Source organism: Rhodococcus sp. NPDC057529, assembly GCF_042802055.1.
GTDB lineage: Bacteria > Actinomycetota > Actinomycetes > Mycobacteriales > Mycobacteriaceae > Rhodococcus_F.
Genome location: NZ_JBHVEY010000013.1, coordinates 215,952 through 241,849 on the forward strand (window position 1 = coordinate 215,952; position 25,898 = coordinate 241,849).

Below are 25,898 nucleotides of genomic sequence, written 5' to 3' on the forward strand. Positions count from 1 at the left end.
ATTCGGCTCGTGGCCGGTGTCTCTATGCCGAGAGCATTCGAACCGGAGGAGGAAATCATGACCAGGATCCCGCAGGCAGAATTGACCGGCATCTACGGTGCGGTCGTCAAGCGGATGTCCCGCAAGATGCTCGGCGACGTGCCCGAGGGGGTGGGAGTCGTGTGGAACAACCGCAAGGTGACGAACTTCAGCTTCAGCGTCAGCCGCAAGGTACAGAAGTGGGACCGGTGCGACGAGAATCTGAAGTCGTTCGCCCACATGGCGGTGGCGAGCATGGTGGGCTGCGGCTTCTGCCTGGACTATGGCTACTTCCAAGCCCACAACAACGGACTGGACGAGACGAAGGCACGCGAGGTGCCCCGATGGCGTGAGTCGGACGTCTTCACCCCGGTGGAGCGGGACGTGCTGGAGTACGCCGAGGCGATGACACTGACCCCGCCGACGGTCACCGACGAACTGTCGGGCAGGCTCCTGGAGGCGCTCGGTCCGGCCGCGATGGTGGAACTCACCGCGTTCATCGCATTGACGAACTTCATGACCCGCTCCAACACCGCGTTCGGCATCGAATCGCAGGGCCTCGCGGCGTCGTGTGGCCTGAAGCCGCTGAGCGCACGCTCGACGACCCCCACTCAGCCGACGTCGTAGGACAGCACGAATTCGTAGCCGCCCTCGCCGGGTCCGGCGATGGACAGGTCCGCGCTGCCGCGCAGGTCGGTGAGGCCGCCCGTGCCCATACCCGGCACCACCTCGATCCGTGCCGACACGGAACCCTGGTCCTGGCTGCCGAGGTGCTGGAACACGCACGTTCCGTCGTGCCCGCCGATCGAGCCCTCGAAGCGCTCGAGGCCGAGCACCGGGGCGGCATCGGCCTTGTACGCGATCAGGTAGGCCACGGTGCTCGTTCCCTCGATGTCGCCGGAGTACGAATATTCGACGGCCGCTCGGGTGGCGCCGCGTGCGGGGTAGTAGGTGTCGCCGGCGGTCGTACCTTCGCCGTCGACGTCGGTGATCACCGATTCCGACCACGCGGCGATGGTGAATGTGCTTCGTGCAGTGCGTGAGTAGCTCATGTCAGGAGACTCTATGTACGCGGCCGCGTGGTGTGCTTGAACATTCGCGACACTAGGATGAGCGAGTGCCGAATGTGCCAGGACATCCCGAGGCGATCGTCCGCCCGACCGCCGACGCACCCGGTTTCGAGGTCGAACGAGTCGCTCCCCGAGCAGATTTGGCCGAGTTCGTGGACTACCACTGGCTGGTGCGGTGGTCGGTGCCGAAGCCCCATCGGCAGCAGGTGGTTCCTCAGCCGCGCGTTCACGTCGCCGCCGAGGACGGCCAGTTGCTGGTGCACGGTATCTCGCGGTCGCCGTTCTACCGAACGTTGACGGGACACGGCCACGTGCTGGGAGCCGCCTTCCACGCCGGCGGGTTCCGGCCTCTGCTGAAGAGCAGTCTCGGTGCGATCTCGGGAACCGTCCAGCCCGCACGGGATCTGCTCACCCTCGACGATCGCCCGGTCGCGGAACGGATCCTCGCAGGCACGGACAGCGCGGAGATGATCGACGCCTTCGAGCGGTACCTTCTGCACACCGATCCCGTTCCGGATCCCACGGGGCGGGAGATCACGGCCCTGGTCGGCGACACCCAGCGCCGCCGGGACTTCGTCCGCGCCGACCAGCTCGCCGCGCACGCGGGCTGCAGCCTGCGCACCCTGCAACGGCTGTTCACCGAATACGTCGGCATCGGCCCGAAGTGGGTGATCCAGCGGTTTCGCGTCCTCGACGCGGCCGCCGCAGCCCACTCGGGCGAGAGGATCGACTGGTCTGCGCTCGCCTACGAATTGGGGTTCAGCGACCAGGCCCACCTGACCCGGGTCTTCACCCAGGTCGTCGGCACACCGCCTGCCACCTACCAGCGCGCGAACGGCCTGCTGTAGCGCGTCCGGCTCCGCCGCTCAGCCGGCGAATCCGAGTCCCCGCTCGGCGAGTTCCTCCGCGAGAATCCGGATCGCTTTCGGTCCGACGCCGTGGATCTTCAACAGCTCCTCGGCGGTGACCGTCGTCAGTTGATCGAAACGCGTGTAGCCGTGGGATGCGAGCTCACGACGGGAGACCTTTCCCATACTCGCCGGGAATTCCGTCTCGCCTGCGGTGTCGGAAGACGACATATCCGTCCCTTCTACTCGTTGTGGTCGGCGTGCAGGTGTGCCCGCTCCCCGTCGTGGTCGAAGATCGTGAGGATCTCCACCGGACCGTCGTGGGCGCCGATGGAGTGCGGCACCATGGTCGAGAACTCCGCTGCGGCACCCGCTTCGATCAGGATGGTCCGCTCCCCCAGTTGCAGACGGGCCGTCCCCGACAGGACCGTGAACCACTCGTGACCGGGGTGCACACACACGTGTTCCGGGCCCGCGGGCCGTTCGGGGGTGATGCGCATCTTCGCCACGGTTGCGCCGTGGAGGGCACGTTCGCGGGACAGCAGCCAGGTCGTGAGACCTCGCGTCTGTTCTGGCATCGGCCGGATCACCACGTCCTCGTCGTCGACGGACTCGACGAGTTGATCGAGCGTGGTGCCGAGAGCCCGCGCGATCGGAACCAGTTGGTCGAGGGCGATCCTGCGGTGCCCCGTCTCGATGCGGCTCAATGTGGACGGACTGAGGAAGCAGCGGGCCGCGAGCGCGTCGAGGGACCACCCGCGGGCCAGCCGTAGACCCCGGATCCGCTGCCGGATCACGCCGTCCAACCCCAGTTCTTGCGTCATACGCAAGAGTGTATGCGCTTAGGGCAGAACGTGGCTAGCCTGGAGTCATGACACAGCACTCGCATCACCACGCCCACCACCACGGGGAACACACACCGGCCCACGAGGCCGCACTGGCAGATCTTCTCGACCTCGACGCAGACATCTTCGGCGCCTACCTGGACCAGGTGGCCGAGTGGGCCGGACTGCGCGCCGGGGAGACGCCTCGCCGGGTAGTCGACGTGGGCGCCGGAACCGGCGTCGGCAGCCTGTCACTGGCTCGGCGGTTCCCCGCGGCCGAGGTCGTCGCGATCGACAGGTCGGAGGTGATGCTGGGGCGCATCCGCACCGCCGCGCGCGGGCAGGGATTGGCCGAGCGGGTGAGCGTCGTGCGCGCCGATCTGGATGCCGGCTGGCCCGGGGTCGAGGCAGCCGATGTCGTATGGGCGGCCTCCTCGTTGCACGAGGTCGCCGACCCCGACCGGCTGCTACGCGACATGTACGCCGCACTGAACACCGACGGCGTGCTGGTGGTCGTCGAGATGGATGCTCTGCCCCGCATCCTGCCGAACGACCTGGGGATGGGCCGCCCGGGCCTGGAGTCGCGCTGCCACGAGGCCTTGGCGCGGATGGACTGGAACGCGCACCCGAACTGGCGGGCCCATGTGGAGAGGGCCGGTTTCGTGGACGTCGAGGAGCGCCGGTTCACCAGCGAGGTAACCCCCGCCCCGCCGAGCACCGGACGCTACGCACACACCTTTCTGCGCCGCGTTCGCTCGGCCCTCGACGGACAACTCGCCGCCGACGACCGCGACACTCTCGATCGCCTTCTCTCGGACGACGGCCCGGACAGTGTTCTGCACCGCGGGGACCTGGCGGTCCGCGGCAGCAGGACCGCCTGGACCGCCCGACGACCCTGAAATCGCCGGTGGGTGCTCTCGTCTGGGCGTTCAGGACGGGCGATCTGCGTTGGCGAGGATGGGCAGGATCCGGATGCTCGGTGACATTCGGAATCCAACCAAAGAATTTCAGTCTTTTTCTTGGTTCCGTCTCGGACCGATTCAGTAGACTGGCGGAGTGCCGAATCAGGAGAACCCCGAGTTCGCCGGGAGCGAGCCCAAGGTCCCGTTCCCCAAGCCGGAACGCGACATCGATCTCTACCGCCGGGCGATCGCGACCCTCCAGGCCGCACTCCCCCACGGCTGGTCGCTGACGTCCGGGAAGTCCCGCTCCCTCGCCGACGCGCCGGAACGGTTGCTGGTCGGCGCACCGGGCGGCGAGGTGGCGTCCTTCTCCGTCATCCCCGCCCGCGGGGTGCTCGCGGGGGACGCCGCCCGGTTCGCCGACGGACTTTCCGGATCCGATCGCGGATTCGTCTGCGCTCGTTATCTTTCCGAGCCCGTTCGCCGCCAACTCGACGCCAGGGGGCTCTCCTACGCGGACGCGACGGGCAACACGTCGCTGTCGGCAGACCGGCCCGCCATCTGGGTGCGCGACCGCGGCGCGGACGCCGACCCGTGGCGTGGACCCGGCCGTCCGGCCGCTCAGCTGACCGGCGATCCCGCCGCACGGGTCGTGCGTGCCCTCGCCGATCATTCGGGTCAGCTGACGGTCCCGCAACTCGTCCGGCTGTCCGGCGCGTCCACCGGCGCGACGTATCGGGTGGTGGAGACCCTGGAGGAACGCGATCTCCTCGAACGACTCCCCCGCGGCCCCATCACCAGTGTTCGGTGGCAGCAGATGCTGCGCGCCTGGAGCAGCGACTCCAGCTTCAAGGACTGCCCCACCGTCGGCTACTTCGCGCCCGAGGGAGTGCAGTCGTTCGTCGCGAAACTCGGGAAGGTCTCCGACCATCTCTACGCGGTGACAGGCTCGCTCGCCGCGGCGGCGTTCGTCGAGTACGCGCCGGCGCATCAGGTGCAGATCTACGCCGACAACGCCGAGGCGCTGGCAGGCGCTCTCGAACTACGTCCCGTCGATCAGGGTGCCAACGTCCTCGTCGCCACTCCCCGATCGGCCGCGGTCTTCGAACGCACCCTGTTCCGCGACAACGTCCGCCTGGTCGCCCCGGCACAGGCCTTCGCCGATCTCCTCGCCGGCACCGGCCGCCATCCGCAGGAAGCAGAGCATCTCCTCGGCTGGATGACCGAGAACGTGTCCGAGTGGAGAACTGCCCTCGGCGCCCCCACGGTGACCTGACCGATCACTCGCCGGAAGCGGAAACTCTCCGAGTGTGTGCAATACGACCACGCCACGCCGCGCGTGATGGCGCGCACAAGCACGCCCGGGTAGCAGGATGTACATCTTGTGGCCTTCACCGACCCGGTCGGAACCGGCCTGACGGAAGTCGCAATCCGTTCGCAACACGAATAGGGGTTCTTGCATGTCCATGGGAGTCGGGCTCAGGATCGGCAGTGTCGTGTCCACCGCGGTGGTGGCGTCGAACGATCCAGGATCCCCGGATCCGGTCGTCATCGTCCGCGACACCGTGCTGCACATGTGCCCGGACGGCACCGCAATTCTCGGCGGATCGGCGCCGCACACGATCGGCGACACACACACCGTGTCGGGGTTCCTTCCCCGCGTCGGCGACCCGGCCGGTGTCGCGGTGGGCGACGGATCGCGGTACCGCGCAGAAGACCTGGTCGCGGGCGCGATGCGCTGCCTGCTCCGCGAGTGCGAACCCCTCCCCGACCACGGTGGCCGGACGGGCGGCGCGCCCGACATCATGGCCACCTACCCCACCCGCTGGGACTCGGCCGCCGTCGCAGCGCTCCGCGACGCTCTGGACTACGCCGACATGTCGTACCTGTCCCTGGTCTCGGACGCCGAAGCCGCCGCGGCCTGGTTCGAATCCGAGATCGCCGAGCGCCCGGGGCAGTTGGTCGGCATCTATCACGTCGACGACACCGGATCGACGGTCGCGCTGATCCGCTCGGGCGTCGAGGCAGGCAAGGCGTTCCGGTTCTCCTCGGGAGGCTCCCCGACGGCCCAGATCGCCACCGCACTCGGCGCGTTCGGCTGGCTGCCCGGCAACCTCGATGCCGTGGTCGTCACCGGAGACGGCCTGATCGCGAGGGACTCCGCGGCCGTTCACGGGTTCGCGGCCACGATCGGCGAGAAGTTCGACGTCCGGTGCGTCGTCGGCCCGGGCCCCGAGCAGACCTCGGCGCTCGGTGCCGCCATCCGCGCCGCCGGGTTCAATCCGACCACCCACAAGGTCACCCCGATCGGCCTGCCGCCGTCGTACGACGTCACCGAGGTCATCGACGCCGTCGCCGGCGAACCCGTGCCGTCGACGTCCGCAACCCCGAACCGGCCTGCCCCACGCACGCAGAATCCCGCGTCCGCCGCCGCGGTGGGCGCCTCCCACGCGCGAGTGTCGGGCGGAACGGCAGTCGCGACGCCGCCGGAACCGCGCGCCGTCGCGCAGTCCGGGGAAGAATCCGACAGTGCCTCCCGGGCGTCCTGGCTCGTCGCCGCCGCGGTCGGGCTGGCCCTCGTGCTGGTCGCGATCGTCTTCGTGCTGTTCGTCCTCTGATCGCCCCTCCCTTCATCTGTGCGGAAGCCGGGTGAGTGGTGTGGATCGGCACGGTCGAATCGACGGTGACGACGACGGTGCGGCGGTGAGCCGACCATGCGAAACTCGGAAAATTGTGTCATTCCGTCAGAGTCGGATTCTAAACCGGCGATGTCGGCACGGCGTTCGCTCGACCGCCGCACGACCGCATAACCTGTCACGGTGAGTGAATCAGGCAGCGATCCAGGTCGGTCCCCGGCGGGGCTGCGCGCCGCGCGTCCGGCGGTCGCTCCCCCGCTCCGGGACGATCGGCTGAAACTGTTCTCCTTCGCCACCGCGGAGAAGCGGGCGGAGTACCTGTGGGTGCTGCGGGCCTTCGATCACGCCCGCGCCAACTACATCGTGCTGCTCCACGCCGGCGACGTCGCCCGCATCCTGGACGGCCTCGCCGGCGACGACCCGGCCGGGCAACTCGGCGCCGGAGACGTCACTCCCCTGCTCGAGCAACTCCACGTCTGGGAGGTTCTCGAACGCAGCTACGACGGGACCCGCGCCGCGACGCTCGCCGAATACCGGAACCGGCACTTCGTCTACCAGTTCAGTCAGGCCGGCTACCAGGTGTTCCGGGCCGTCGAGGACGCACTCGCGGCCCGCCTCGACGACGCGTCGCTGTCCCGGTTGGCGCTCCCCGACCTCCTCGCCGACATGAACGACCTGGCCGCGGCGAACCGCGCCGCCGACCACGATCTGGTGTACCGGAAACTCAACCGACTCGATGCGACGCTGTCCGACATGGCCGGACGCGCCGCCCAGTTCTATCTGACCCTGGGCGACCTCGTCCGCACCACGGAGATCACCCCGGAGACTTTCATGTCCCACAAGGATGCTCTCCTCACCCACATGCGCGAGTTCAGCTCCGACCTGTCACGGTATGCGCCGAAACTCGCCACGGCGATCGCGCTCGTGGAAGACACCGGCGTCGAGTCGATGGTGGCGCGGGCCGCCGCCAGCGACGAGCGGGTGTTCCTCGATACCGAAGAGCGCGAAGCCGATTGGCGTGCGCGGTGGGCCGGTGTGACGCATTGGTTCGTCGGGAGCGAGGCCGGTCCGAGCGAGTCGGAACGCCTGCGCGAGGGCACGATGAGCGCCATCGCCGCTGTCCTGTCGCTGTTGCGCCGCGTCACCGAGACCCGTAAGGGCGGCGTCAGCAGGGAGAGCCAATTGCGGCACCTCGCAGGCTGGTTCGCTGCGACTCCGAACGAGGACGCCGCGCACGCACTGTTCCAGGCCGTGTTCGACCTCGGGCGTCCGCGCCACCTCTCGATGGTGCACCCGGACGCCGACATCATTCCCGACACCCGGTCGTGGTGGGAGGCCCAGCCCGTAGAGATCTCCCGCACACTGGCCGAGACCGGACGTCCCCCGTCCCCCGGTATGCCCGCGCGGGTGCAGCGCAACGAGGGCAGCGTGCGCCGACTGCGCGAGGAACAGCTGACCGCACAACGACTTCGCGCGGCCGCCGCCCAGTCGCTGGCCCGGGGCGGAGTCTACGAGCGGGAACTCGACGAGGCCGAAACCGACGTGCTGCTGAGCCTGCTCAACGCCGCGCTGACGGCGCGGGTACCCGTCAGCGGCCGCGTGAAGAGCAGTACCGGATCGGAGAACGGCGTGAAGCTCACCCTCAGCCCGCACAGCGAATCGACGGTGGTGCGCACCGCCCGAGGACGTCTGCATCTCGACGGACTGCAGGTGAGCGTTCGGTGAAGGCACGGGAGATCTCACCCCTCGCCCTCGATTCGTATCAGCGCGCCGCCCGCGTGATCCTGTCGAATCATCTGGTGACCCAGACGTATCCGGATCGGATCGCGCTTCCCCTGCTCCGCCGGTGGGCCACCGAACTACGCGACGATCTGATGACGCTGTTCGGGTACCGGCTCGAGGTCACCGAGACGACCGCCCGCCTGTTCACGGTCAGCGACCGACTCGACGCCGGAACCCCGGCCAAGACGGCCACCGACCGCACGTTCGACCGGTACCGCTACGCCTACCTCGCGTTGGCGCTGGCCGCACTGGGTCGCGCCGGCAACCAGATCACCCTGTCCGAACTCGCCGATCACGTCGCCGCCGACGCCGCACAGGTCGATGGGGTGGACCTGTCCACCGAACGCGCGTCCGACCGGGACGCGTTCGTCGACGCCGTCGGCTGGCTCGCGGCGCGCGGCGCGATCGCCCTCGCCGACGGTGACGCGGGCGGCTGGGCCGCCAATCCCGATGCGGGCGAAGCGCTCTACGACATCGACCGGTCCGTCGTCATCGCCCTGTTCCGACCGTCGCGCGCACTACAGCACCTCCGCTCCATCCGCGGTCTGCTCGCCGGCGCGGACGCGGCGAACGACGACTCCGCGGAGTTCGGGATGTCCCGGACGGTCGACGTGAAAGAGACGGCGCGGCGGGTCCGGCGCGCTCTCGTCGAGCGGCCCGTCGTCTACGCCGCAGACCTGGACGACCACGAACTGGTGCAGCTCGCGCTGCCCCGCACCGCGGCCGATGTCGAGTTGCTCACCGGACTGGTCGCGGAACGGCGCGAGGAGGGCGTCGCGATGATCGACTCCTCCGGACGGCTCTCCGACGTCCGGTTCCCCGGGGCGGGCACGGTCGCGCAGGTCGCGCTGCTGCTCGCGGGGGAGATCGCCGATCGTGTCCTGGATCTCGACACGCCGCAGCCGGCCCGGATGCCGCTGCCGCGAGGCCGGTCCGAGGACCTGGTCGAACAGGTCGACAGCGCGATTCCGCAGTCCGGGATCTTCGACAGCCTGGCGGGCAACGACGCAGTCGAATCCACGGAGCCGCCCCCCGCCGACCAGCTGTTCCCGGTCGTCGAGGACCAGTGGATCGCCGACACCGTCCGGACCCTGACCGACAGATTCGGGCGCACGTTCGCCGCCGGGTGGCAGGCCGACCCCGACGGCCTGGGACGCGCCGCTTCGGCGCTGCTCGAGCGGCTGCGCCTCATCGCCGCGGTGCCGGGCGGCGTGCTCGCGCTCCCGGCGCTCGCCCGCTACCGCGGTGTGGTGGTCACGATCCGCGACCGCGCACCCGAGATCGACCTGTTCCAGAGCTCAGCGAACGACAGCGAGGACATCACAGCATGACGAGTGCGCGTTTCCGGCCCACCCGCGCCGGGATCATCAACCTCTGGGACTACCGGGATCAGGAGTTCTCCTTCGCCGACGGCCGCCTCGTTCTTCGTGGCCCCAACGGTTCCGGCAAGACCAAGGCGCTCGAAGTGCTGTTTCCGTTCGTCTTCGACGGCAGGATCGAACCGCGGCGCCTCAACCCGTTCGCCGGCGAGGAACGGACCATGAAGTCGAACCTCCTGTACCGCGGACAGGAGAGCGCGTACTCGTACGTCTGGATGGAATTCTGCCGCGGCGCGAAGGACGACCCCGAGGCCGTCACCGTGGGCATCGGTATGCGCGCCTCCCGCACCAACGACAAGGTCACGCGCTGGTACTTCGTGGCCGACGGCCGGGTCGGCGTCGACTTCTCCCTGCTCGGCAACGACGACCGTCCGCTCACGAAGAAGCAACTCGGCGAGCAGATCGGCACCGACTCCATCACCGACCGGCCACTCGACTACCGCGCCGCCATCGACGCGCGGATGTTCGGGCTCGGTGTCCAGCGCTACGACCAGCTGATCAACCTCATCCTCACGCTGCGCCGCCCCCAGCTCGCGAAGAACCTCGACCCCAAGGGACTGTCGCAGGCTCTCACCGACGGTCTGCGACCCCTCGACGAACAACTCGTCCTCGAGGCGGCGCGCTCGTTCAGCGACATGGAAGAGGTCGGCCGGGCGCTCGAGGGGCTGGCGGCGGCGGACCAGGCGGCGCAGAGCTTCGTCGGCGTGTACGCGAAATACCTTCGCCAGCAGGCGCGGACGGACGTCGACCAACTCGCGACCCGCCTCGATGCCGTGCGGTCCGGCATCACCGCGCTCCACGGGGCGGCCGCCGACCGGGCGCGCAGCCAGCAGAGCCGGGAGGCCGCCGAAGAACGCTTCACCGCCGCCGACCGCGCACTCGACCAGGCCAACGCCACCCTGGACGCACTGAAGCGGTCGACCGCCTACGAGGGGCGGACGCAACTCGACGACCTCGCGCAGGCCGTGTCGACACTCGAAAGGTCGACGGAATTGCAGGCCGAGAAGGCACGCAAGGCCAAGGCGACCTTCGAACAGCGGTCCGAGGAGCACGAGAAGGCGGGCGACGCCGTCACCCGCGCCGTCGAGGCACTGGCCCACGCCGAGGACGAACTCCACGTCGCCGCCGAGGACGCCGGAATCACCTGGACCGCACTCCCCGACGACGCGCGCGCCGACCAGTTGACCGCGGCGCTGCGCGGGCACGCCGAGGAACGCGACGGCGACCTGCGCGCGGTCCGGGCCGCGCTCGCCACCGTCGAGAAGGCCGCCACCGAGCGAACCCGCGCCGACGACGCGGCACGTCGCGGCCAGGAGCAACTCGACACAGCGAAGGTGGCCGTCCTCGAAGCCGAGACCGCGGTCGAGTCGGCCCGCAGCCGATGCGCCACCGAACTCCGCTCCTGGTGGACGGGACACTCGTCCCTCTACGCCGAGATCGAGGCGCCCGCTGCGCTGTTCGACGCGCTGGACAGCGCCCTCCGCGGGATCGGCGACGACGACGCCGCCACCCTGTCGGAGACGCTGGCGGAGCACACCACGGACGCCGTCGACGCACTCCGGCTGCGTCGTCAGCAGTACGACCGGGACGCCGCCGCCGCGGCCGAGTCGATCGCCGAATACGAATCGGCGCGCGCGGCAATCGAATCCGAGCACGACGACGCCCCGCCGCTCCCGGCAGGCAGGCACGACGCGCGGTCCGGCCTGACCGGTGCCCCGCTGTGGCGTCTGGTCCGATTCGCCGACGGTGTCGACGCCGCGGTCGCGGCGGGAATCGAGGCCGCACTGGAGGCCGCGAATCTTCTCGACGGCTGGGTCACCGTCGACGACGCGCTTCCCGACGTCGAATCCGAACAGTTCCTCGTCGCCCTCCCTTCCGGGGACCGGCCCACCGGCAGGACCCTCGCCGACGTTCTCGACGTCGAGCAGGACACGGGTGTCCCCGAGGACCGTGTGCGCGGAATCCTCGAATCCATCGCCCTCGAATCCCTCGACCTCGCCGAGGGGCCGGTGGGCGTCGCCGAGGACGGGGCGTACCGCCAGGGGATCCAGCGGGGTCGCCACACGAAATCGGATGCGGAGTACATCGGAACCACCGCGCGGGCCCGCAGGCGTGCCGTCCGCATCACCGAACTCGACAGGATCATCGAGGAAACCCGGGCTCGTCTCGACGAGGCCCTTGCATCCGCGGATGCGGCGGCAGCTCTGCTGACGCGGACGAGCACGGCGGCGCAGGCTCTGCCCCGCACCGGATCGATCCTCACCGCGCTGAAGAAGGTCACCGAATCGGCAGGCGCGCTCCGCAGCCGCACCGACACCGCGACCGCTGTCGGCCGCGAACTCGACCAGGCCATCACCGACCTGTCCGCGAAGGAAAAGCAACTCCGGGCCACCGCATCCACGCACCGGACTCCCTACGTCGCCCGCGAGATCGACTCGCTCGCCGCGGCCGTGCGGCATTTCGAGAAGCAGGGCGAGATGGTGCAGCGGTGCAGGCGTGACCACGGCAAGGAGGTCGAGCACACACGCCAGTCCGAGGACCGGCTGCACGAGGCGCGCAGCAACGCGGAGGAATTCGCGGAAGAGGCCGCCGTCGCCGAAGAAACACTCGCACAACAGATCCAGCGCCTCGAGACGCTCCGCGACACACTGGGAGCGGGGGCCGAGCAACTGGACCGGCAACTCGAGGAGGCGCACGCGCGGATCGAGGCGTGCAAGAAGGAGCAGCGCGACGCCCGCAAGGCGGACAAGGATGCGGGCGAGGCCATCGGCAAGGCCGAGGGCGCGTACAACACCGCCGTCCAGACGCTGCGGCTGGCGCTCACCGAAACCCACGCCGACGCCGCCCACCTCGCGCCGTACGCCCGGCGCGACCTGCTCGAACTCCTCGGCGTCGACGGCGGCCACACGTGGCCCGCCAGCACGGCGGCGTGGATGAGCGCCGAACAACTGGTGTATCGCATTCAGAGCGCCGACCAGGACACCCCGATCCTGCCGCCCGAGGTGGACGCGCTGTTCCGCGCACTGGACGGCGCCACCGAATCGGTGCGGGTCAGCGACTCGGCACGCAAGTCGACGCGGACGGCGCTCACCACCGCGCTGCAGGATTTCGACGCACAATTGGCGGCCGCCGGCCAGGACTACCGGCTGCAGTGGGACGCTCCGGACGGGCTGACCGTGGTGCAGGTGCAGGACGACGAGGGTTACTCGTCGATCGGTGAGTTCGCCGCCCGCATCGCGTCCGCCCGCTCCGACCAGGAACTGCTGCTCACCGAATCGGAGCGTCGCATCCTGGAGGACGCGCTCCTCACCGGCCTCGCCCAGCAGATCCACGAACGCACCGTCGACGCCCGCGAACTCATCGCCCGGATGGGCACCGAGATGCGGGAGCGACGGATGTCGTCCGGCAACACCATCGGCGTCCACTGGGTTCTCGCCGACAACCTCGACGACAGCGCGAAGGCCATCTCCAAACTGCTCGAGCGCGACACCTCGACGCTGGGCCCGGACGAACTCGCCACGATGCGCGCGCACTTCGCCCACCAGATCAGGACCGCCCGCGCCGCACACCCGGAACGGTCGTACCCGGAGATCCTGGCGTCCGCCCTCGACTACCGGCGGTGGCGGGTGTTCTCGTTCACCCTGATCAGCGGCAACGGGAACGAGGACAGGCTGACGGTCGCCCGGCACAGCGCGCTCTCCGGCGGCGAGCAGTCCGTCTCGCTGCACCTGCCGCTGTTCGCCGCGGCGCACGTCATGCTCGACTCGGCCGACCCGCACGCCCCGCGACTGCTGGCGCTGGACGAGGCGTTCGCCGGTGTCGACGACAACGGCCGGGCCGAACTGCTCGGCCTCAGCGTGCAATTCGACCTCGACCTGTTCATGACCGGGTTCGACCTGTGGATCACGTACAGCGGCGTGCCGGGGTGCGCGCACTACGATCTGGCGCACTCCACGGCCGAGCAGAGCGTCAGTGCCACCCTGCTCGTGTGGTCCGACGGTGAGCTACTCGCCGAACACGACGGCACCGACCTGGCGCAGGCGCTCGGTTCGCCCCTCCGCCGGCGCGTCCCGACGCCCGCGGAGGGTGCCCTCGAATTCGCTTGACCCCGTGAGTACTTGTTAACCGCCCGCGGTTAACAAGTACTCACGGGCGGCGAAGCCGCACACCGAGAAGGGCATCCACGGCCGCGGCGAATTCGCTCGGCGCGTTCGTGTCGGAACCGCCGTTGTCGAGCGCGCGGCGGGCCCAGCCGTCGAGGGCATCGAGCGCCTTCGGGGTGTCGAGGTCGTCCGCGAGATGCTGGCGCAACCGGGCGATCGTGTCGGTGGCCGACTGCGCCGACTCGAGTGCGGCGGCATCCTTCCACAACTGAAGCCGGGTGTGGGCGTCGGCGAGAACCTGCTCGGTCCACGGACGGTCCTGCCGGTAGTGCCCGGACAGCAGTCCGAGGCGGATGGCGGCCGGGTCGACACCCTCACCGCGCAGTTTCGACACGAACACGAGGTTGCCGCGGCTCTTCGACATCTTCTCGCCGTCGAGACCGATCATGCCGGTGTGCACGTAGTGGCGCGCGAAGCGGCGATCCCCGGTGGCCGACTCGGCGTGCGCCGCGGAGTACTCGTGGTGCGGGAAGATCAGGTCGCTGCCGCCGCCCTGGACGTCGAAACCCGAACCGATGCGGTTGAGGGCGATGGCCGAGCACTCGATGTGCCAGCCGGGACGCCCGGGACCGAACGGCGACGGCCAGGACGGCTCACCCGGCCGGACCGCGCGCCACACCAGCGCGTCGAGGGGATTCTGCTTGCCGGGGCGGTCGGGGTCGCCGCCGCGTTCGGCGAAGAACTTGTCCATCGTCGCGCGGTCGTAGCCGGACTCGTACCCGAACTGCTCTGTCGCGTCCGCGCGGAAGTACACGTCGGGGAATTCGGCGTCGTCGACGACGTAGGCGGCGCCGGACGCGACGAACTTCTCGACCATCTCGATCACTTCGCCGATCGATTCCACCGCGCCGATGTAATCGCGCGGGGGAATCACCCGGAGGGCTTCCATGTCTTCGCGGAACAGCGCCGTCTCGCGCATGCCGAGGACCACCCAGTCCTCACCGTCGCGGTCGGCACGCTCGAACAGCGGGTCGTCCACGTCGGTGACGTTCTGGACGTAGTGCACGTCGTGCCCGGCGTCACGCCAGATCCGGTTCACCAGATCGAACGTCAGGTACGTGGCCGCGTGACCGAGGTGGGTCGCGTCGTAGGGGGTGATACCGCACACGTACATCGTGGCCGTGCGCCCGGGAGTGACGGGGCGCACCTGCCGGTCGGCGGTGTCGAACAACCGCAGCGGAGGCCCCTGGCCTGGAACGGACGGGACAGCGGTTTCGGACCAAGACTGCATGACAGCGAGCCTAATGGACCCGCGTTTCCGCCTCGGAGGGAGCCGCCGCCCGCCGGGCTCCGAGCGGGTCGCTCAGAACGCGGGCCACGGGATGGGCCGGTGACCGTTCGGCCGGGGCATCACGGGTGCGGCGAGAAGGTCCACGGCGCGCTCGTACAGCGCGGCCACCTCGCCGGACGTGATGTGCTCGCCGAGCCGCGCGCCGAAGTCGCCCTCGAGCGAGGAGATCAGTTCGGCGATGTCGACGACGAGGGCGCCCGGCACCTCCGTCCCGGCCCACCCCCACAGCACGGTCCGCAGTTTGTTCTCCGTGTGCAGGCAGATGCCGTGGTCGACGCCGTAGACGGAACCGTCGAGACCCTCGAGCGCGTGGCCGCCCTTGCGGTCGGCGTTGTTGATCAACACGTCGAGGACGGCCATCCGCTGCAGCCGCGGATCGTCCGCGTGGATCAGCGCGACCGGTTCGCCATCCATGTCGGTGGCGCGCAGGATCTCGAACCACCCCTCGGGGACGGCGTCGGGGGCGCAGATGTCGACCAGGTCGAGACCGCCGGTGTCGTCGGCGTGCCGGTCCGGGGTGTCGACCCACCGCTGCACCATCCCCGGGCCGAACGGACCGTCCCGCAGGAGAGTGCGGGGAATCACACCCCACCCGAGCTGCTCGGACACGAGATACGACGCGTACTCACGCCCGGCGAGCGTGCCGTCCGGGAAGTCCCACAGCGGCCGTTCCCCGCGGACCGGTTTGTAGACGCAGCGGACGGTGTTCTCTCCCGCGGCCGCGTCGCAGACCAGGGTGGCGTTACTGGCGTGGGTGATCTGGCCGATGACGGTCAGCTCGCCGGACTCCAGGGGATCGGACTCCTCGGCACGCAACCGTCAGTCCTCCTCGTCCATTTCCGGGGTGAGTCCGAAGCTCTGGCCGCGGCGGTACCCGTTGGTCCGGATGCAGATGTGACCCTCCGGGGCGAGCGGCTCCCCGCACAGCGGGCACGGTGCTCGACCGGCGGCGATGACGCGTTCGGACCGCAACGAGAAGTCCCTCGCCTGCAGCGGCGTGAGGAAGACGCGCACGGCGTCCGGTCCGTCCTCGGAGTCGTCGAGGACGACGGATTCGTCGAATTCCGTCTCGCTGACGGCGAGCAGTTCCACGACGACGGCTCCGGCGTCCGCGTCCCAGCCCAGGCCCATCGTGCCGACCCGGAACTCCGCGTCGATCGGGGTGACGAGTGGGCTGGAGTCGTCCAGTTCGGCCCCTTCCGGGGGAACGTCCGTCCCGAACCTGCGGTGGACTTCCTCGAGGAGAAGTCCCATCCGGTCGGCCAGCACCTGTACCTGCTGTTTCTCCAGCAGGACGCTGATCACTCGCGCCTCGTGTACGGCCTGGAGATAGAACGACCTGTCGCCGGGTTCACCCACCGTTCCGGCAATGAATCGGTCAGGAGTGCGGAATACGTGAATTGCGCGTGACATTGCACCTCCTTCAGCTGGAGCCGGGCCCTACTGCGGCGCTGCCCACTCGTTGTTCCGTCTCGGACTGTTGGTCGCAGCGTGTTGCGTTCATTATCCGTCAATCCTCACAGCCGGACCTCCCCGCCGGGTACCGATCCGGAGACTTCGGCCCTGGCGCCGTCTCCCGACGCGGGGGGCACGTTCACGCCCGACAGATCGGCCCCGGTGTCGTTCATCTTCAGCACGTAGGGGCGCGTGGAGGTGTACCGGACGACGCTGATGGAGGCGGGTTCGGCGACGATCCGCTGGAATCCGTCGAGGTGCGCGCCGAGGGCGTCCGCGAGGACCGACTTGATGATGTCGCCGTGCGAGCAGGCCACCCACACGACGTCGCGGCCGTGGAATTCCGCGAGCCGGGCGTCGTGTTCCCGGACCGCGGCGACGGCCCGGGCCTGGACCTGGGCGAGCCCCTCTCCGCCGGGGAACACGGCGGCGGACGCGTGCTGCTGCACGATCTTCCACAGCGGTTCCTCCAGCAGAACCTTCAGCTCGCGACCGGTCCAGTCGCCGTAGTCGACCTCGACCAGCCGATGTTCCACCACCGGGGTGAGGCCACGTGCCCGGGCGAGCGGTTCCACCGTCTGCTCGCACCGCAGAAGCGGTGAGTGCACGATCTCTTCGATCTTCACGTCCGCGAGCCGGGCCACGACCGCCTGCGCCTGCTCGCGGCCGCGGTCGTCGAGTTCGACTCCCGGTGACCGGCCGGCAAGCGTGTGCGCAGTGTTCGAGGTCGACCGCCCGTGGCGCAGCAGCACAACTGTCATTGGCCCAGCCTAGTGTCGCGCACTCCCCGACCGCCCGATCTCAGGTGGCCGACACGACGCCGGTCGCGAGAAGCGACAGGACGACGACACCGAGGATGATGCGGTAGCCGACGAACCAGTACATGGAGTGGTCGACGACGAAACGCAGCAGCCACGCGATCGACGCGTAACCGATGGCGAAGGCGATCGCGGTGGCGACGAAAAGTTGCGGACCGCTCGCGTTGAGTCCCTCACCGGCCGGTTCGAACGCGTCCGGCAGGCTGAACAGCCCGGACGCTACGACCGCGGGGATGGCGAGGAGGAACGAATAGCGGGCCGCGGCTTCGCGGGTGAGTCCGAGGAACAGGCCGGCGCTGATCGTGCCGCCCGACCGCGAGACCCCCGGAATCAGGGCGAGCGCCTGGGCCGAACCCATGATGATGCCGTCCTTGGCGCGCAGGTCCTCGACGGGACGCACTTTCCGCCCGTAGTACTCGGCGGCCGCGATGACCAACGCGAACACGATCAGCATGGTGGCGATCAGCCACAGGTTGCGGGCGCCGGTGCGGATCTGGTCCTTGAACAGGAACCCGAGCACGCCCACCGGGATCGTGCCGATGATCACATACCAGCCCATCCGGTAATCGAGGTCACTGCGGTGCTCGGCGTGGAACAGTCCCCGGAACCAGCCGGCGATGATCCGTCCGATGTCGCGGGCGAAGTAGATGAGCACCGCGGCCTCGGTGCCGAGCTGGGTGACGGCGGTGAAGGAGGCACCGGCGTCGTCACCGAAGAAGATCTCCGACACGATCCGGAGGTGGCCCGACGAGGAGATGGGCAGGAACTCGGTCAATCCCTGCACGGCACCGAGGACAATCGCCTGGAGCCAGGTCATCGCCTCGCCCATCACTCACCGGTCCCGAGGCCGAATGTGCCGCTCTGACGCCAATTTCCCATGTCGCGTTCGTAATTCACCGGCGCCACGGTACCGGTGTGGGCGACCTCCGGCAGAATCCGGCGTGGCAGGCCCCCTGCCACGCGATACCCCACTACTCTGCTCCTGTGGTGGCCGGTTCCGGGGGGCACCAGCATCTTCGGGGCCGAGGCCCCGGTTGCAGCTACGGTACGAGACGCAGGCGGTTATGGAACAGAGATCGGTCGGAGCAAGCGGGTTGCGAGTGTCACGCCTCGGCCTGGGCACGCTCACCTGGGGTCGGGACACCGACGGCGACGAGGCCGCCGCGCAGATCGCGGCGTTCGTCGATGCGGGCGGAACCCTCGTCGACACCTCCCCCGCGTACGGCGACGGTGCGGCGCAGCGGATCCTGGCGGAACTGCTCGACGACGTGGTGCCGCGCACGGAACTCGTCCTGAGCTCGAGTTCGGGCATCAACCCGGCGGGGCCGTCGCGAATCGACTGCTCGCGACGGGGCCTCGTCGCCCAGCTCGACGCGACCCTGCGCGAGCTCGGCACCGACTACCTGGACATGTGGCAGGTCGCCACGTGGGATCCGTTCACGCCCGTCGACGAGGTCGCGGCCACACTCGATTTCGCGGTGTCCAGCGGCCGGGTCCGGTACGTCGGGGCGAGAGGCTACCTGGGCTGGCAGCTGGCGACCGCGGCAGGCGCGTCCCGGGGCACCACGCTGGTGGCTACCCAGGTGGAGTATTCGCTCCTCGCCCGCGGCGTCGAAGAAGAGCTCGTTCCGGCCGCCGCCCATCACGGCGTCGGGGTGTTCGCCGCCGTCCCGCTGGCCCGCGGGGTGCTGACCGGCAAATACCGCAACGGCATCCCCGTCGATTCCCGCGGCGCCGACGAAGCGCACGCGCAGGACGTCCAGAGTTACCTCACCGATTCCTCCGTGCGGGTGGTCGACGCGGTCGTGACCGCGGCCGACGGTCTCGGCACGTCCCCGCTGGCGGTTGCACTCGCCTGGGCGCGCGACCGTCCCGGCGTCGCGAGCGCGGTCGTCGGGGCCAGGGACATCGCCCAGCTGACGGGAGTGCTCGTCGCCGAGGAGCTGGAATTGCCGGCGGCGATCGCGGCGGCGCTCGACGACGTCAGCGCGTAGCGCGGGCGGGAGCCTGCGGACGTGCACCTGCAGTTCACGTGCAGGGCAGGCTAACCTGGTGCCCACCGGCCGACGTCCGTAGATCCGCAGGAGAGTCCATGACCACGCTGAACGAGGCCGACGCGGCCGACCGCGGAACCGTCGGCTTCGCCGAGCGCATCAAGGCGGGCACGGATGCCGCTCACCGGGAGACCGAGCAGTCCCGCTTCGTCGGTGCCCTCCTCGCCGGTGAACTCTCCCCGGACGGCTACGCCGAACTGCTCACGCAGACGTACCTCGTGTATCGCGAACTCGAGGACGCCGGGCGCGCCCACGCCGGCAGCCCCGTCGTGTCGCCGTTCCTCCACGACGAGCTGTTGCGGGTTCCGGCGCTGGAGGCGGATCTCGCCTTCCTGCGCGGGCCGTCGTGGCGGGACACCGTCTCCGCGCTGCCCGCCACCACCCGGTATGTGGAACGGCTCCGCGAGGTGGCCTACGAGTGGCCCGCCGGTTTCGTTGCGCACCACTACATCCGGTACATGGGCGACCTGTCGGGTGGGCAGATCATCCGGCGCATGCTCGAACGCGCCTATGGGTACAGCACCGAGGGCCTGCAGTTCTACATCTTCGACGAGATCCCGAAACCGAAGGTGTTCAAGGACAACTACCGCGCGACACTCGACGCGGCACAGCTCTCTCCGGAGGACCAGCAGCGGGTGATCGACGAGGTCAACCTCGCGTACCGCCTCAACGGCGCTCTGTTCGCCGATCTCGAGGCAGGCCTCGACCGGTACCGCGCACGATGAGGTCGATGTTCCGGACCCGCGCGGACAGGTCGCTGTTCGCCGTTCTCGTCCTGCTCCTGGTGTCGGCGGTGGCCGTATCGGCGTGCGGTTCCGGCGACGGCGCAGGCGCCGGTGGCACCGGCGGCGCGCGCACGGCGGTCCTCGACGACCTGGATCCGGAGCCCCTCGCATCGCCGGCGACACCGGCGCTGCCCGTCACGGTCCGCAGTTTCGACGGGGTGGACGTGACGATCACGGATGCGAGCCGGATCGTGACCGCGGACCGCTACGGAACGCTCACCGAGACGGTGTTCGCGCTCGGGCTCGGCGACAACGTGGTGGGCCGGGACATCGCGTCCGAGTTCCCGGCCGCGCAGGACGTCCCGGTGGTCACACCGGGCGGTCAATCCCTCAACGCCGAGGCGATCCTCGACCTGGCGCCGACGGTGATCCTCACCGACACCAGCATCGGACCGCAGGCGGTGCAGGACCAGCTGCGGGCCGCCGGAGTGCCGGTCGTCTATTTCGATCCGACGCGCACCCTCGGCGGCGTGCCCGGCCAGATCACCGCGGTGGCGAATGCGCTCGGGGTGCCGGAGCAGGGACGGGAACTCGCGGCCCGCACGGAGAGCGAGATCGCGGCGGCCCGCAGTCGCGCGCCCCAGGGCGAGAATCCGCTGAAGATCGCGTTCCTCTATCTGCGCGGCACCGCGATCACCATGATCGGCGGCCCGGGCTCGGGTGCCGATTCCCTGATCGACGCGCTCGGCGCCGTCGACGCCGGTACCGCCTCGGGGATCACCGAGCAGTTCGCCCCGATCACCAGCGAGGCACTGATCGCCGCCGCCCCCGACGTGCTCCTGATGATGACCGGTGGACTCGAATCGATCGGCGGGATCGAGGGCCTGGAGAAGATCCCCGGGGTGGCGCAGACACCGGCCGGCAGGAACCAGCGGGTCGTGGACATGCAGGACGGGGTGCTGCTGAGCTTCGGCCCCAACACCGGTCGCGTCCTGGGCGCCCTGGCCGACGCCGTCTACCCGGCCGCCACTCCATGACGGTCGACGACCTCGACGCGCTCGGTAAGCCCTCGTCACGCACCCGGACCGGTGCCGTCCTCGGCGGTCTGCTGATCGCCCTGGCCGTCGCCGCCGTGTTCTCGGCCTGCATCGGTCAGGTGCCGACCGGCCCCGGGGAGGTCGTCGGCAGCATCCTGCACCGCGTCGGACTGGATCTCGGGCCGACGCCCACGCACCCCAGCGGTGAGGTGACGCTGTGGGAGGTCCGGTTCCCCCGCGTGATCCTCGCGATCCTGGTCGGGGCGGCATTGGGATGCGCGGGAGCGCTGCTGCAGGGCGTGTTCGCCAACCCGCTCGCCGAACCCGGCGTCATCGGCGTGTCCGCCGGTGCCGCGGTCGGCGCCAGCGCCGCGATCGTCGTCGGCGGCGCGTTCGCGGCCGGGTGGACGGTGGCCGCGGCCGCCTTCGTCGCCGGACTGGTCACGACCGTCGCCGTCTACCTCCTCGCCCGGCACGAGGGCCGCACCGAGGTCGTCACTCTCGTTCTGACCGGTGTCGCGGTCAACGCGTTCGCCGGCGGACTCATCGCCTTCTTCACGTTCGTCGCGTCCCCTGCCGCGCGCGATCAGATCGTCTTCTGGCAACTGGGCAGCCTCAACGGGGCCACCTGGAGCGCGGTCGCGGTGGTGGCCCCGATGACGGTCGCCGGGATCGCCGCCACCATGATGATCGCCGGGAAACTCGATCTGCTCTCGCTCGGCGAGAACGCGGCCCGTCACCTCGGCCTCGACGTCGAACGGCTGCGTCAGATCGCGGTGCTGATCGTCGCCCTGCTCGTCTCGTCCAGTGTGGCCTTCACCGGCATCATCCTGTTCGTCGGTCTGGTGGTCCCGCACCTGATGCGGATCGCCGTCGGCCCGGGCCACCGGGCCCTGATTCCGGCGAGCGCGCTGTGCGGTGCCGTCGTACTGCTGCTCGCCGACCTGGGCGCCCGGTCGCTCGTGGCCAACGCGGACCTCCCCCTCGGCATGCTGACGGCCCTCGTCGGCGGGCCCTTCTTCTTCTGGTTGCTGCGCCGCACGCGGGCCAGTCAGGGCGGGTGGGCATGAGTCCGTCGTTCCGCACCCGCGTCGGCGAGGTCCTCGAGCAGAACCTGTTCCGGCGGACCGATCCGGTACCTCCGCCGCGACCCGCGGGGGCCGTGACCCTGCGGGCGGACGGCATCGCCGTCACCCGCGGTGGCATACCCGTTCTCGACGACGTGTCCGTGGACGTGCGGATCGGGGAGGTCCTCGTTCTCGTCGGCCCCAACGGGGCGGGCAAGTCGACGCTCCTCGCGGCGCTGTCGGGGGATCAGGACGTGCACGCGGGCAGCGTGCAACTCGACGACCGGAACCTCGGTGAGTGGACGGCACTCGAGATGGCCCAGCGGCGGGCGGTCCTACCCCAGCAGAACACGGTCGGATTCTCCTTCACCGCACGTCAGGTGATCACGATGGGCCGGTCCCCGTGGGCGCGCACACCCCGCACCGACGACGACGACGCCGCGATCGCCGACGCCATGCGGATTTGTGACGTGGCGGCGTTCGCCGACCGGCCGTTCACCGCGCTGTCGGGTGGCGAACGCGCCCGCGTGGCGCTGGCCCGGGTGCTGGCGCAGCGGACCGAGACGATCCTGCTGGACGAGCCCACCGCGGCCCTCGACCTCGGCCATCAGGAGACGGTGATGCGCCTCGCCCGCTCCCGCGCGGAACAGGGCACCGCGGTGGTGGTCGTGCTCCACGACCTCGCGCTCGCCGCGGCGTACGCGGACCGGATCGTGGTCCTCGAGCAGGGCCGCATCGCGGCCGACGGGCCGCCCGGCGACGTCCTGTCCGAGGAGTTGCTGACCCGGGTGTACGGGCACCCCGTCGAGGTCATCGCGCACCCGGTGACCGGCGCGACCCTCGTCCTCCCCCGCCGCGACCACCGCTAGTGGACGGCGGTCACAGCCCGTCGATGACCGCTCCGAGACGGCTGAGGACGGCACGCACGGTGATTCCGTCCTCCGTCGCGGATCCCAGAGAATCGGGATCGGACACGGCATCTCTCACGACGGCGACGATGCTGCGCTCGTCGGTCAGGTCGATCTCCCGGACCGAGCGCCGCGCCGACGCCACGATGTCGTCCGGGTCCGGGACCTCGGTTTCCACGTCGGCCCGGTAGACCTCGACGTGCATCGTGCTCTTGCGCACGCGGAATGCGTAGGAGTTACCTTCTGCGGTCCGGCCGAAGCCGTGTGCGTGCGGTCCTACCGAGATGTCTTCGACGGTGAACGTCGGTGTTTCGGGTATTTCCACGGTCTGCTCCTCGATGACCTGGGCCGGCGGTCGGGAAACCGCCGGGCGCGGGGTCGATGTTTCTCACGGTATCGCCTCGGCACCCGCTCGGCACCGACCGAATTCGTGGGCGTTTCGCGGATCAGGGATGCTAGTGGACAGTTGTGCAGGTGTAGGTCGTTGAGAGAACCCCGAGGAGCAGCACATGGGTAGACCGGGAGCGCGCGTCGTCGCCTCGTGTATCGGAGCGGCATTTCTACTGGTCACGGGTTGTTCGTCGAACTCCGACGAGGATCAGGCGATCACGATCGCGCCCGCGACAGCCGCGCAGTCCCCGGCGCAGAGCACCACGCCCGCAGGCGTCGTCCACCCCGTGGGCGTGCCGATCGAGTCGACCACCTTCGACCCCGAGACCCGCACGACCGTCGTCCTCGGCGGCGAAGGCAACGAGATCCTGCTGTTCCCGGCCGGCGATTTCACGGCGGCTCCGCGCACGATTCCGGTCGACGGGGCCGTCGCCCAGGTCTCCCTCGCCCCCGGCGGCGTGGCCCTTCTCGCGATGAACACGCAGGTAGGACGACTCGACCTGCGCACGGGTGAGGTGACGTTCGTCCCCGCCGACGGCGACGTCCGCTCGGTCGCGCAGTTGCCCGACGGTCGGCTGGCGATGGGCCTGGGCAATGGCGAGATTCACATCGTGAACACCGAGACGAACGAGTCACAGGTGATCGACGGCCTCACCTCCGTCGACGGACTGGCCGTCGTCGGCAACTCGCTGACCGCCCTCGACCGCGGTCAGACGTCCGTCACCGCCGTCGACGTCCCCGGTTCCGCGCTCGGCGTCGCGCTGCGCGCCGGTGAAGGTGCGACGCACCTCACGACCGACCACTACGGGCGCATCCTCGTCACCGACACCACCGGCGACGAACTGCTCGCCTACACCACCGACACCCTGATGCTCCGCCAGCGGTTCCCGGCCGGACTCGCGCCGTACGCCGTCGCCTACGACGACACGGCCGACCGGGCGTGGGTCACGCTGACCGGGACCAACGAGGTGGTCGGATTCGACCTGTCCAGCGGTGTCGGCGTGGAAACGGCCCGGTATCCCACCGTCCGGCAGCCGAACTCTGTCAGTGTGGATACCGTGAACGGTGACCTCCTGATCGGTTCCGCGACGGGAGACGGCTTGCAGCAGATCCCGACGAGGAGTTCGTAGATGGCATCGCATTCACGTCGACTCCCCTCCGGGTGGGAGATCGAATCCGAGGACTACGAGTACGTACCGCTTCGGCTGCCACCCGACGTCACCCGAGTCAGCGCTTCGATGCGTCTGGCCATCCAGGCGGAATTCGGCGGCTGGGAGCTGTCGCGGGTCCGCCTGTACTCCGACGGAAGCCGCCGAGTTCTGCTCAAACGAAGGAAGACCGCTCACCATGTCCCCGACCCCGCAATCTAGGGAGACCTCCTTGTACCACCTGCTCTTGCGGGTGATGTTCCGCCTTCCTCCGGAGCGGATTCATCACCTGGCCTTCGCTGCGATGCGCCTGGTCACGCGGTTCTCGCCGCTGCGCCAACTCGTCGGCAGGGTTCTCGTGGTGGACGATCCGGTACTGCGGAACACCGTGTTCGGACTCGACTTCCCGGCGCCGCTCGGGCTGGCCGCCGGGTTCGACAAGGACGCCACCGGCGTCGATGCCTGGGGTCCCCTGGGATTCGGGTTCGCCGAGGTGGGGACCGTCACCGCCCAGGCGCAGCCCGGCAACCCGGCTCCGCGTCTGTTCCGGCTGCCCGCGGACCGCGCCCTGATCAACCGGATGGGGTTCAACAACCACGGCGCAGGCAACGCGGCCAACCACCTGCGTCAGCGCCGGGCCGGTGTCCCGATCGGCGCGAACATCGGCAAGACCAAGATCGTCGACGCCGCGGACGCCCCCGCCGATTACACGGCGAGCGCGCAACTGCTCGGACCGCTCGCAGATTTCATGGTGGTCAACGTCAGCTCACCGAACACCCCGGGACTGCGCGACCTGCAGGCCGTCGAATCCCTCCGGCCGCTGCTGCGTGCGGTTCTCGACACCGTGACCGTGCCGGTGCTGGTGAAGATCGCCCCGGACCTGTCCGACGACGACGTCGACGCGGTCGCCGATCTGGCTCTCGAACTCGGCCTCGCCGGCATCGTCGCGACCAACACCACCATCCGCCGCGACGGGCTGAACACCCCGGACGACGAGGTGGCCGCGATCGGCGCGGGCGGCCTGTCCGGCCCCCCGGTCGCCGAACGATCCCTCGAGGTCCTGCGCCGGCTGCACGCGCGGGTCGGCGATCGCCTGGTGCTGATCTCCGTCGGCGGGATCGAGACGCTCGACCAGGCGTGGGAACGCATTCTGGCAGGGGCGTCCCTCGTGCAGGGGTACACCGGCTTCATCTACGGCGGTCCGTTCTGGGCTCGCCGCATCCACAAGGGGCTGGCCAGGAAGGTGCGCGAGGCCGGTTACTCCTCGATCGCCGATGCGGTCGGCGCCGGCGCCGTGCGCTGACACAACCCGCACCGAGACCGGTGGGAGGGGGAATCCGGAGAGTCGCTCGTCCCCCGGCTGTTTTTGCACCCACCGAAGTT

Annotated in this window: 25 protein-coding genes; 16 read left to right on the plus strand and 9 right to left on the minus strand. The window is 69.6% G+C overall.

What is annotated here, in order from left to right; genetic code table 11:
* Positions 1–57 precede the first annotated feature (57 nt).
* On the plus strand, positions 58–645 hold the full coding sequence (locus ACFU5V_RS25595; protein WP_378440469.1) for a carboxymuconolactone decarboxylase family protein: 588 nt from the start codon (positions 58–60) through the stop codon (positions 643–645).
* Here ACFU5V_RS25595 and ACFU5V_RS25600 read toward each other — a convergent pair.
* Positions 630–1,070 (minus strand): DUF3224 domain-containing protein, encoded by a 441-nt coding sequence (locus ACFU5V_RS25600; protein WP_378440467.1) that lies wholly within the window; start codon positions 1,068–1,070, stop codon positions 630–632. The two genes, ACFU5V_RS25595 and ACFU5V_RS25600, sit on opposite strands and share 16 nt — an antisense overlap.
* A 65-nt stretch (positions 1,071–1,135) precedes the next feature.
* Between ACFU5V_RS25600 and ACFU5V_RS25605 the strand changes: the two genes are divergently transcribed.
* Complete coding sequence (locus tag ACFU5V_RS25605) at positions 1,136–1,936, plus strand: helix-turn-helix domain-containing protein (RefSeq protein ID WP_378440465.1); 801 nt, start codon at positions 1,136–1,138, stop codon at positions 1,934–1,936.
* An 18-nt stretch (positions 1,937–1,954) separates the two neighbouring features.
* Here ACFU5V_RS25605 and ACFU5V_RS25610 read toward each other — a convergent pair whose 3' ends face one another.
* Both ACFU5V_RS25610 and ACFU5V_RS25615 read right to left on the minus strand, forming a co-directional pair.
* Positions 1,955–2,167, minus strand: a complete 213-nt coding sequence (locus ACFU5V_RS25610; RefSeq protein ID WP_378440463.1) for a hypothetical protein — start codon at positions 2,165–2,167, stop codon at positions 1,955–1,957.
* Positions 2,168–2,178: 11 nt separating this feature from the next.
* On the minus strand, positions 2,179–2,760 hold the full coding sequence (locus ACFU5V_RS25615; protein WP_378440461.1) for a helix-turn-helix domain-containing protein: 582 nt from the start codon (positions 2,758–2,760) through the stop codon (positions 2,179–2,181).
* 47 nt (positions 2,761–2,807) lie between these two features.
* Here ACFU5V_RS25615 and ACFU5V_RS25620 point away from each other — a divergent pair, with 47 nt between their 5' ends.
* The 6 genes from ACFU5V_RS25620 (at position 2,808) to ACFU5V_RS25645 (ending at position 13,565) form a co-directional block, all read left to right on the plus strand.
* The gene (locus ACFU5V_RS25620; RefSeq protein WP_378702875.1) at positions 2,808–3,659 is read left to right on the plus strand and encodes a class I SAM-dependent methyltransferase; all 852 of its coding nucleotides are present in this window, start codon (positions 2,808–2,810) and stop codon (positions 3,657–3,659) included.
* A 157-nt stretch (positions 3,660–3,816) separates the two neighbouring features.
* Positions 3,817–4,938, plus strand: coding sequence for a helix-turn-helix domain-containing protein (locus tag ACFU5V_RS25625; protein WP_378702876.1), 1,122 nt, complete (start codon positions 3,817–3,819; stop codon positions 4,936–4,938).
* Positions 4,939–5,122: 184 nt separating this feature from the next.
* On the plus strand, positions 5,123–6,280 hold the full coding sequence (locus ACFU5V_RS25630; protein ID WP_378702877.1) for a hypothetical protein: 1,158 nt from the start codon (positions 5,123–5,125) through the stop codon (positions 6,278–6,280).
* Positions 6,281–6,571: 291 nt separating this feature from the next.
* Complete coding sequence (locus ACFU5V_RS25635) at positions 6,572–8,023, plus strand: TIGR02677 family protein (RefSeq protein WP_378702897.1); 1,452 nt, start codon at positions 6,572–6,574, stop codon at positions 8,021–8,023.
* On the plus strand, positions 8,020–9,411 hold the full coding sequence (locus ACFU5V_RS25640) for a DUF2398 family protein (protein WP_378702878.1): 1,392 nt from the start codon (positions 8,020–8,022) through the stop codon (positions 9,409–9,411). Before ACFU5V_RS25635 ends, ACFU5V_RS25640 begins: the two co-directional genes overlap by 4 nt.
* Positions 9,408–13,565, plus strand: coding sequence for a TIGR02680 family protein (locus ACFU5V_RS25645; protein ID WP_378702879.1), 4,158 nt, complete (start codon positions 9,408–9,410; stop codon positions 13,563–13,565). Before ACFU5V_RS25640 ends, ACFU5V_RS25645 begins: the two co-directional genes overlap by 4 nt.
* A 40-nt stretch (positions 13,566–13,605) precedes the next feature.
* Here ACFU5V_RS25645 and mshC read toward each other — a convergent pair whose 3' ends face one another.
* The 5 genes from mshC to ACFU5V_RS25670 form a co-directional block, all read right to left on the minus strand.
* Positions 13,606–14,853 carry a cysteine--1-D-myo-inosityl 2-amino-2-deoxy-alpha-D-glucopyranoside ligase gene (mshC, locus tag ACFU5V_RS25650; protein WP_378702880.1) on the minus strand — a complete coding sequence of 416 codons (1,248 nt, stop codon included), beginning with the start codon at positions 14,851–14,853 and terminating at the stop codon, positions 13,606–13,608.
* Positions 14,854–14,925: 72 nt separating this feature from the next.
* Entirely contained in the window at positions 14,926–15,729 is an 804-nt protein-coding gene (locus ACFU5V_RS25655) for an SCO1664 family protein (RefSeq protein ID WP_378435530.1), read from the minus strand.
* Positions 15,730–15,732: 3 nt separating this feature from the next.
* Complete coding sequence (locus ACFU5V_RS25660) at positions 15,733–16,326, minus strand: DUF3090 domain-containing protein (protein WP_012687867.1); 594 nt, start codon at positions 16,324–16,326, stop codon at positions 15,733–15,735.
* 104 nt (positions 16,327–16,430) lie between these two features.
* Positions 16,431–17,129: a histidine phosphatase family protein gene (locus tag ACFU5V_RS25665; protein ID WP_378702881.1), complete on the minus strand. Its 699-nt coding sequence runs from the start codon at positions 17,127–17,129 to the stop codon at positions 16,431–16,433.
* 40 nt (positions 17,130–17,169) lie between these two features.
* Positions 17,170–18,015: an undecaprenyl-diphosphate phosphatase gene (locus ACFU5V_RS25670; RefSeq protein WP_378435526.1), complete on the minus strand. Its 846-nt coding sequence runs from the start codon at positions 18,013–18,015 to the stop codon at positions 17,170–17,172.
* Between the two features lie 235 nt (positions 18,016–18,250).
* Here ACFU5V_RS25670 and ACFU5V_RS25675 point away from each other — a divergent pair, with 235 nt between their 5' ends.
* The 5 genes from ACFU5V_RS25675 to ACFU5V_RS25695 all read left to right on the plus strand — a co-directional run bounded on the left by ACFU5V_RS25675 (position 18,251) and on the right by ACFU5V_RS25695 (position 22,938).
* Positions 18,251–19,180: an aldo/keto reductase gene (locus ACFU5V_RS25675; RefSeq protein WP_378435524.1), complete on the plus strand. Its 930-nt coding sequence runs from the start codon at positions 18,251–18,253 to the stop codon at positions 19,178–19,180.
* A gap of 98 nt (positions 19,181–19,278) precedes the next feature.
* Positions 19,279–19,965, plus strand: coding sequence for a heme oxygenase (biliverdin-producing) (locus ACFU5V_RS25680; RefSeq protein ID WP_378702882.1), 687 nt, complete (start codon positions 19,279–19,281; stop codon positions 19,963–19,965).
* Complete coding sequence (locus ACFU5V_RS25685; RefSeq protein WP_378702883.1) at positions 19,962–21,002, plus strand: hemin ABC transporter substrate-binding protein; 1,041 nt, start codon at positions 19,962–19,964, stop codon at positions 21,000–21,002. The genes ACFU5V_RS25680 and ACFU5V_RS25685 overlap by 4 nt, the downstream gene beginning before the upstream one ends.
* On the plus strand, positions 20,999–22,072 hold the full coding sequence (locus ACFU5V_RS25690; RefSeq protein ID WP_378702884.1) for a FecCD family ABC transporter permease: 1,074 nt from the start codon (positions 20,999–21,001) through the stop codon (positions 22,070–22,072). Before ACFU5V_RS25685 ends, ACFU5V_RS25690 begins: the two co-directional genes overlap by 4 nt.
* Positions 22,069–22,938: a heme ABC transporter ATP-binding protein gene (locus tag ACFU5V_RS25695; RefSeq protein WP_378702885.1), complete on the plus strand. Its 870-nt coding sequence runs from the start codon at positions 22,069–22,071 to the stop codon at positions 22,936–22,938. The genes ACFU5V_RS25690 and ACFU5V_RS25695 overlap by 4 nt, the downstream gene beginning before the upstream one ends.
* A 10-nt stretch (positions 22,939–22,948) precedes the next feature.
* Here ACFU5V_RS25695 and ACFU5V_RS25700 read toward each other — a convergent pair whose 3' ends face one another.
* Positions 22,949–23,302: a hypothetical protein gene (locus ACFU5V_RS25700; RefSeq protein WP_378435514.1), complete on the minus strand. Its 354-nt coding sequence runs from the start codon at positions 23,300–23,302 to the stop codon at positions 22,949–22,951.
* A 184-nt stretch (positions 23,303–23,486) separates the two neighbouring features.
* On the opposite strand from ACFU5V_RS25700, the gene ACFU5V_RS25705 reads away from it, so the two are divergent.
* Genes ACFU5V_RS25705 through ACFU5V_RS25715 form a run of 3 tightly spaced genes read left to right on the plus strand, consistent with a single transcriptional unit; the run spans position 23,487 to position 25,818 of the window.
* Positions 23,487–24,497 carry a hypothetical protein gene (locus tag ACFU5V_RS25705; protein ID WP_378435512.1) on the plus strand — a complete coding sequence of 337 codons (1,011 nt, stop codon included), beginning with the start codon at positions 23,487–23,489 and terminating at the stop codon, positions 24,495–24,497.
* Positions 24,498–24,737: a DUF5703 family protein gene (locus ACFU5V_RS25710; RefSeq protein WP_072941800.1), complete on the plus strand. Its 240-nt coding sequence runs from the start codon at positions 24,498–24,500 to the stop codon at positions 24,735–24,737.
* Between the two features lie 10 nt (positions 24,738–24,747).
* A complete protein-coding gene (locus ACFU5V_RS25715; RefSeq protein ID WP_378702886.1) occupies positions 24,748–25,818 on the plus strand; it encodes a quinone-dependent dihydroorotate dehydrogenase in 1,071 nt (356 codons plus the stop codon).
* The last annotated feature ends 80 nt before the right edge of the window (positions 25,819–25,898 follow it).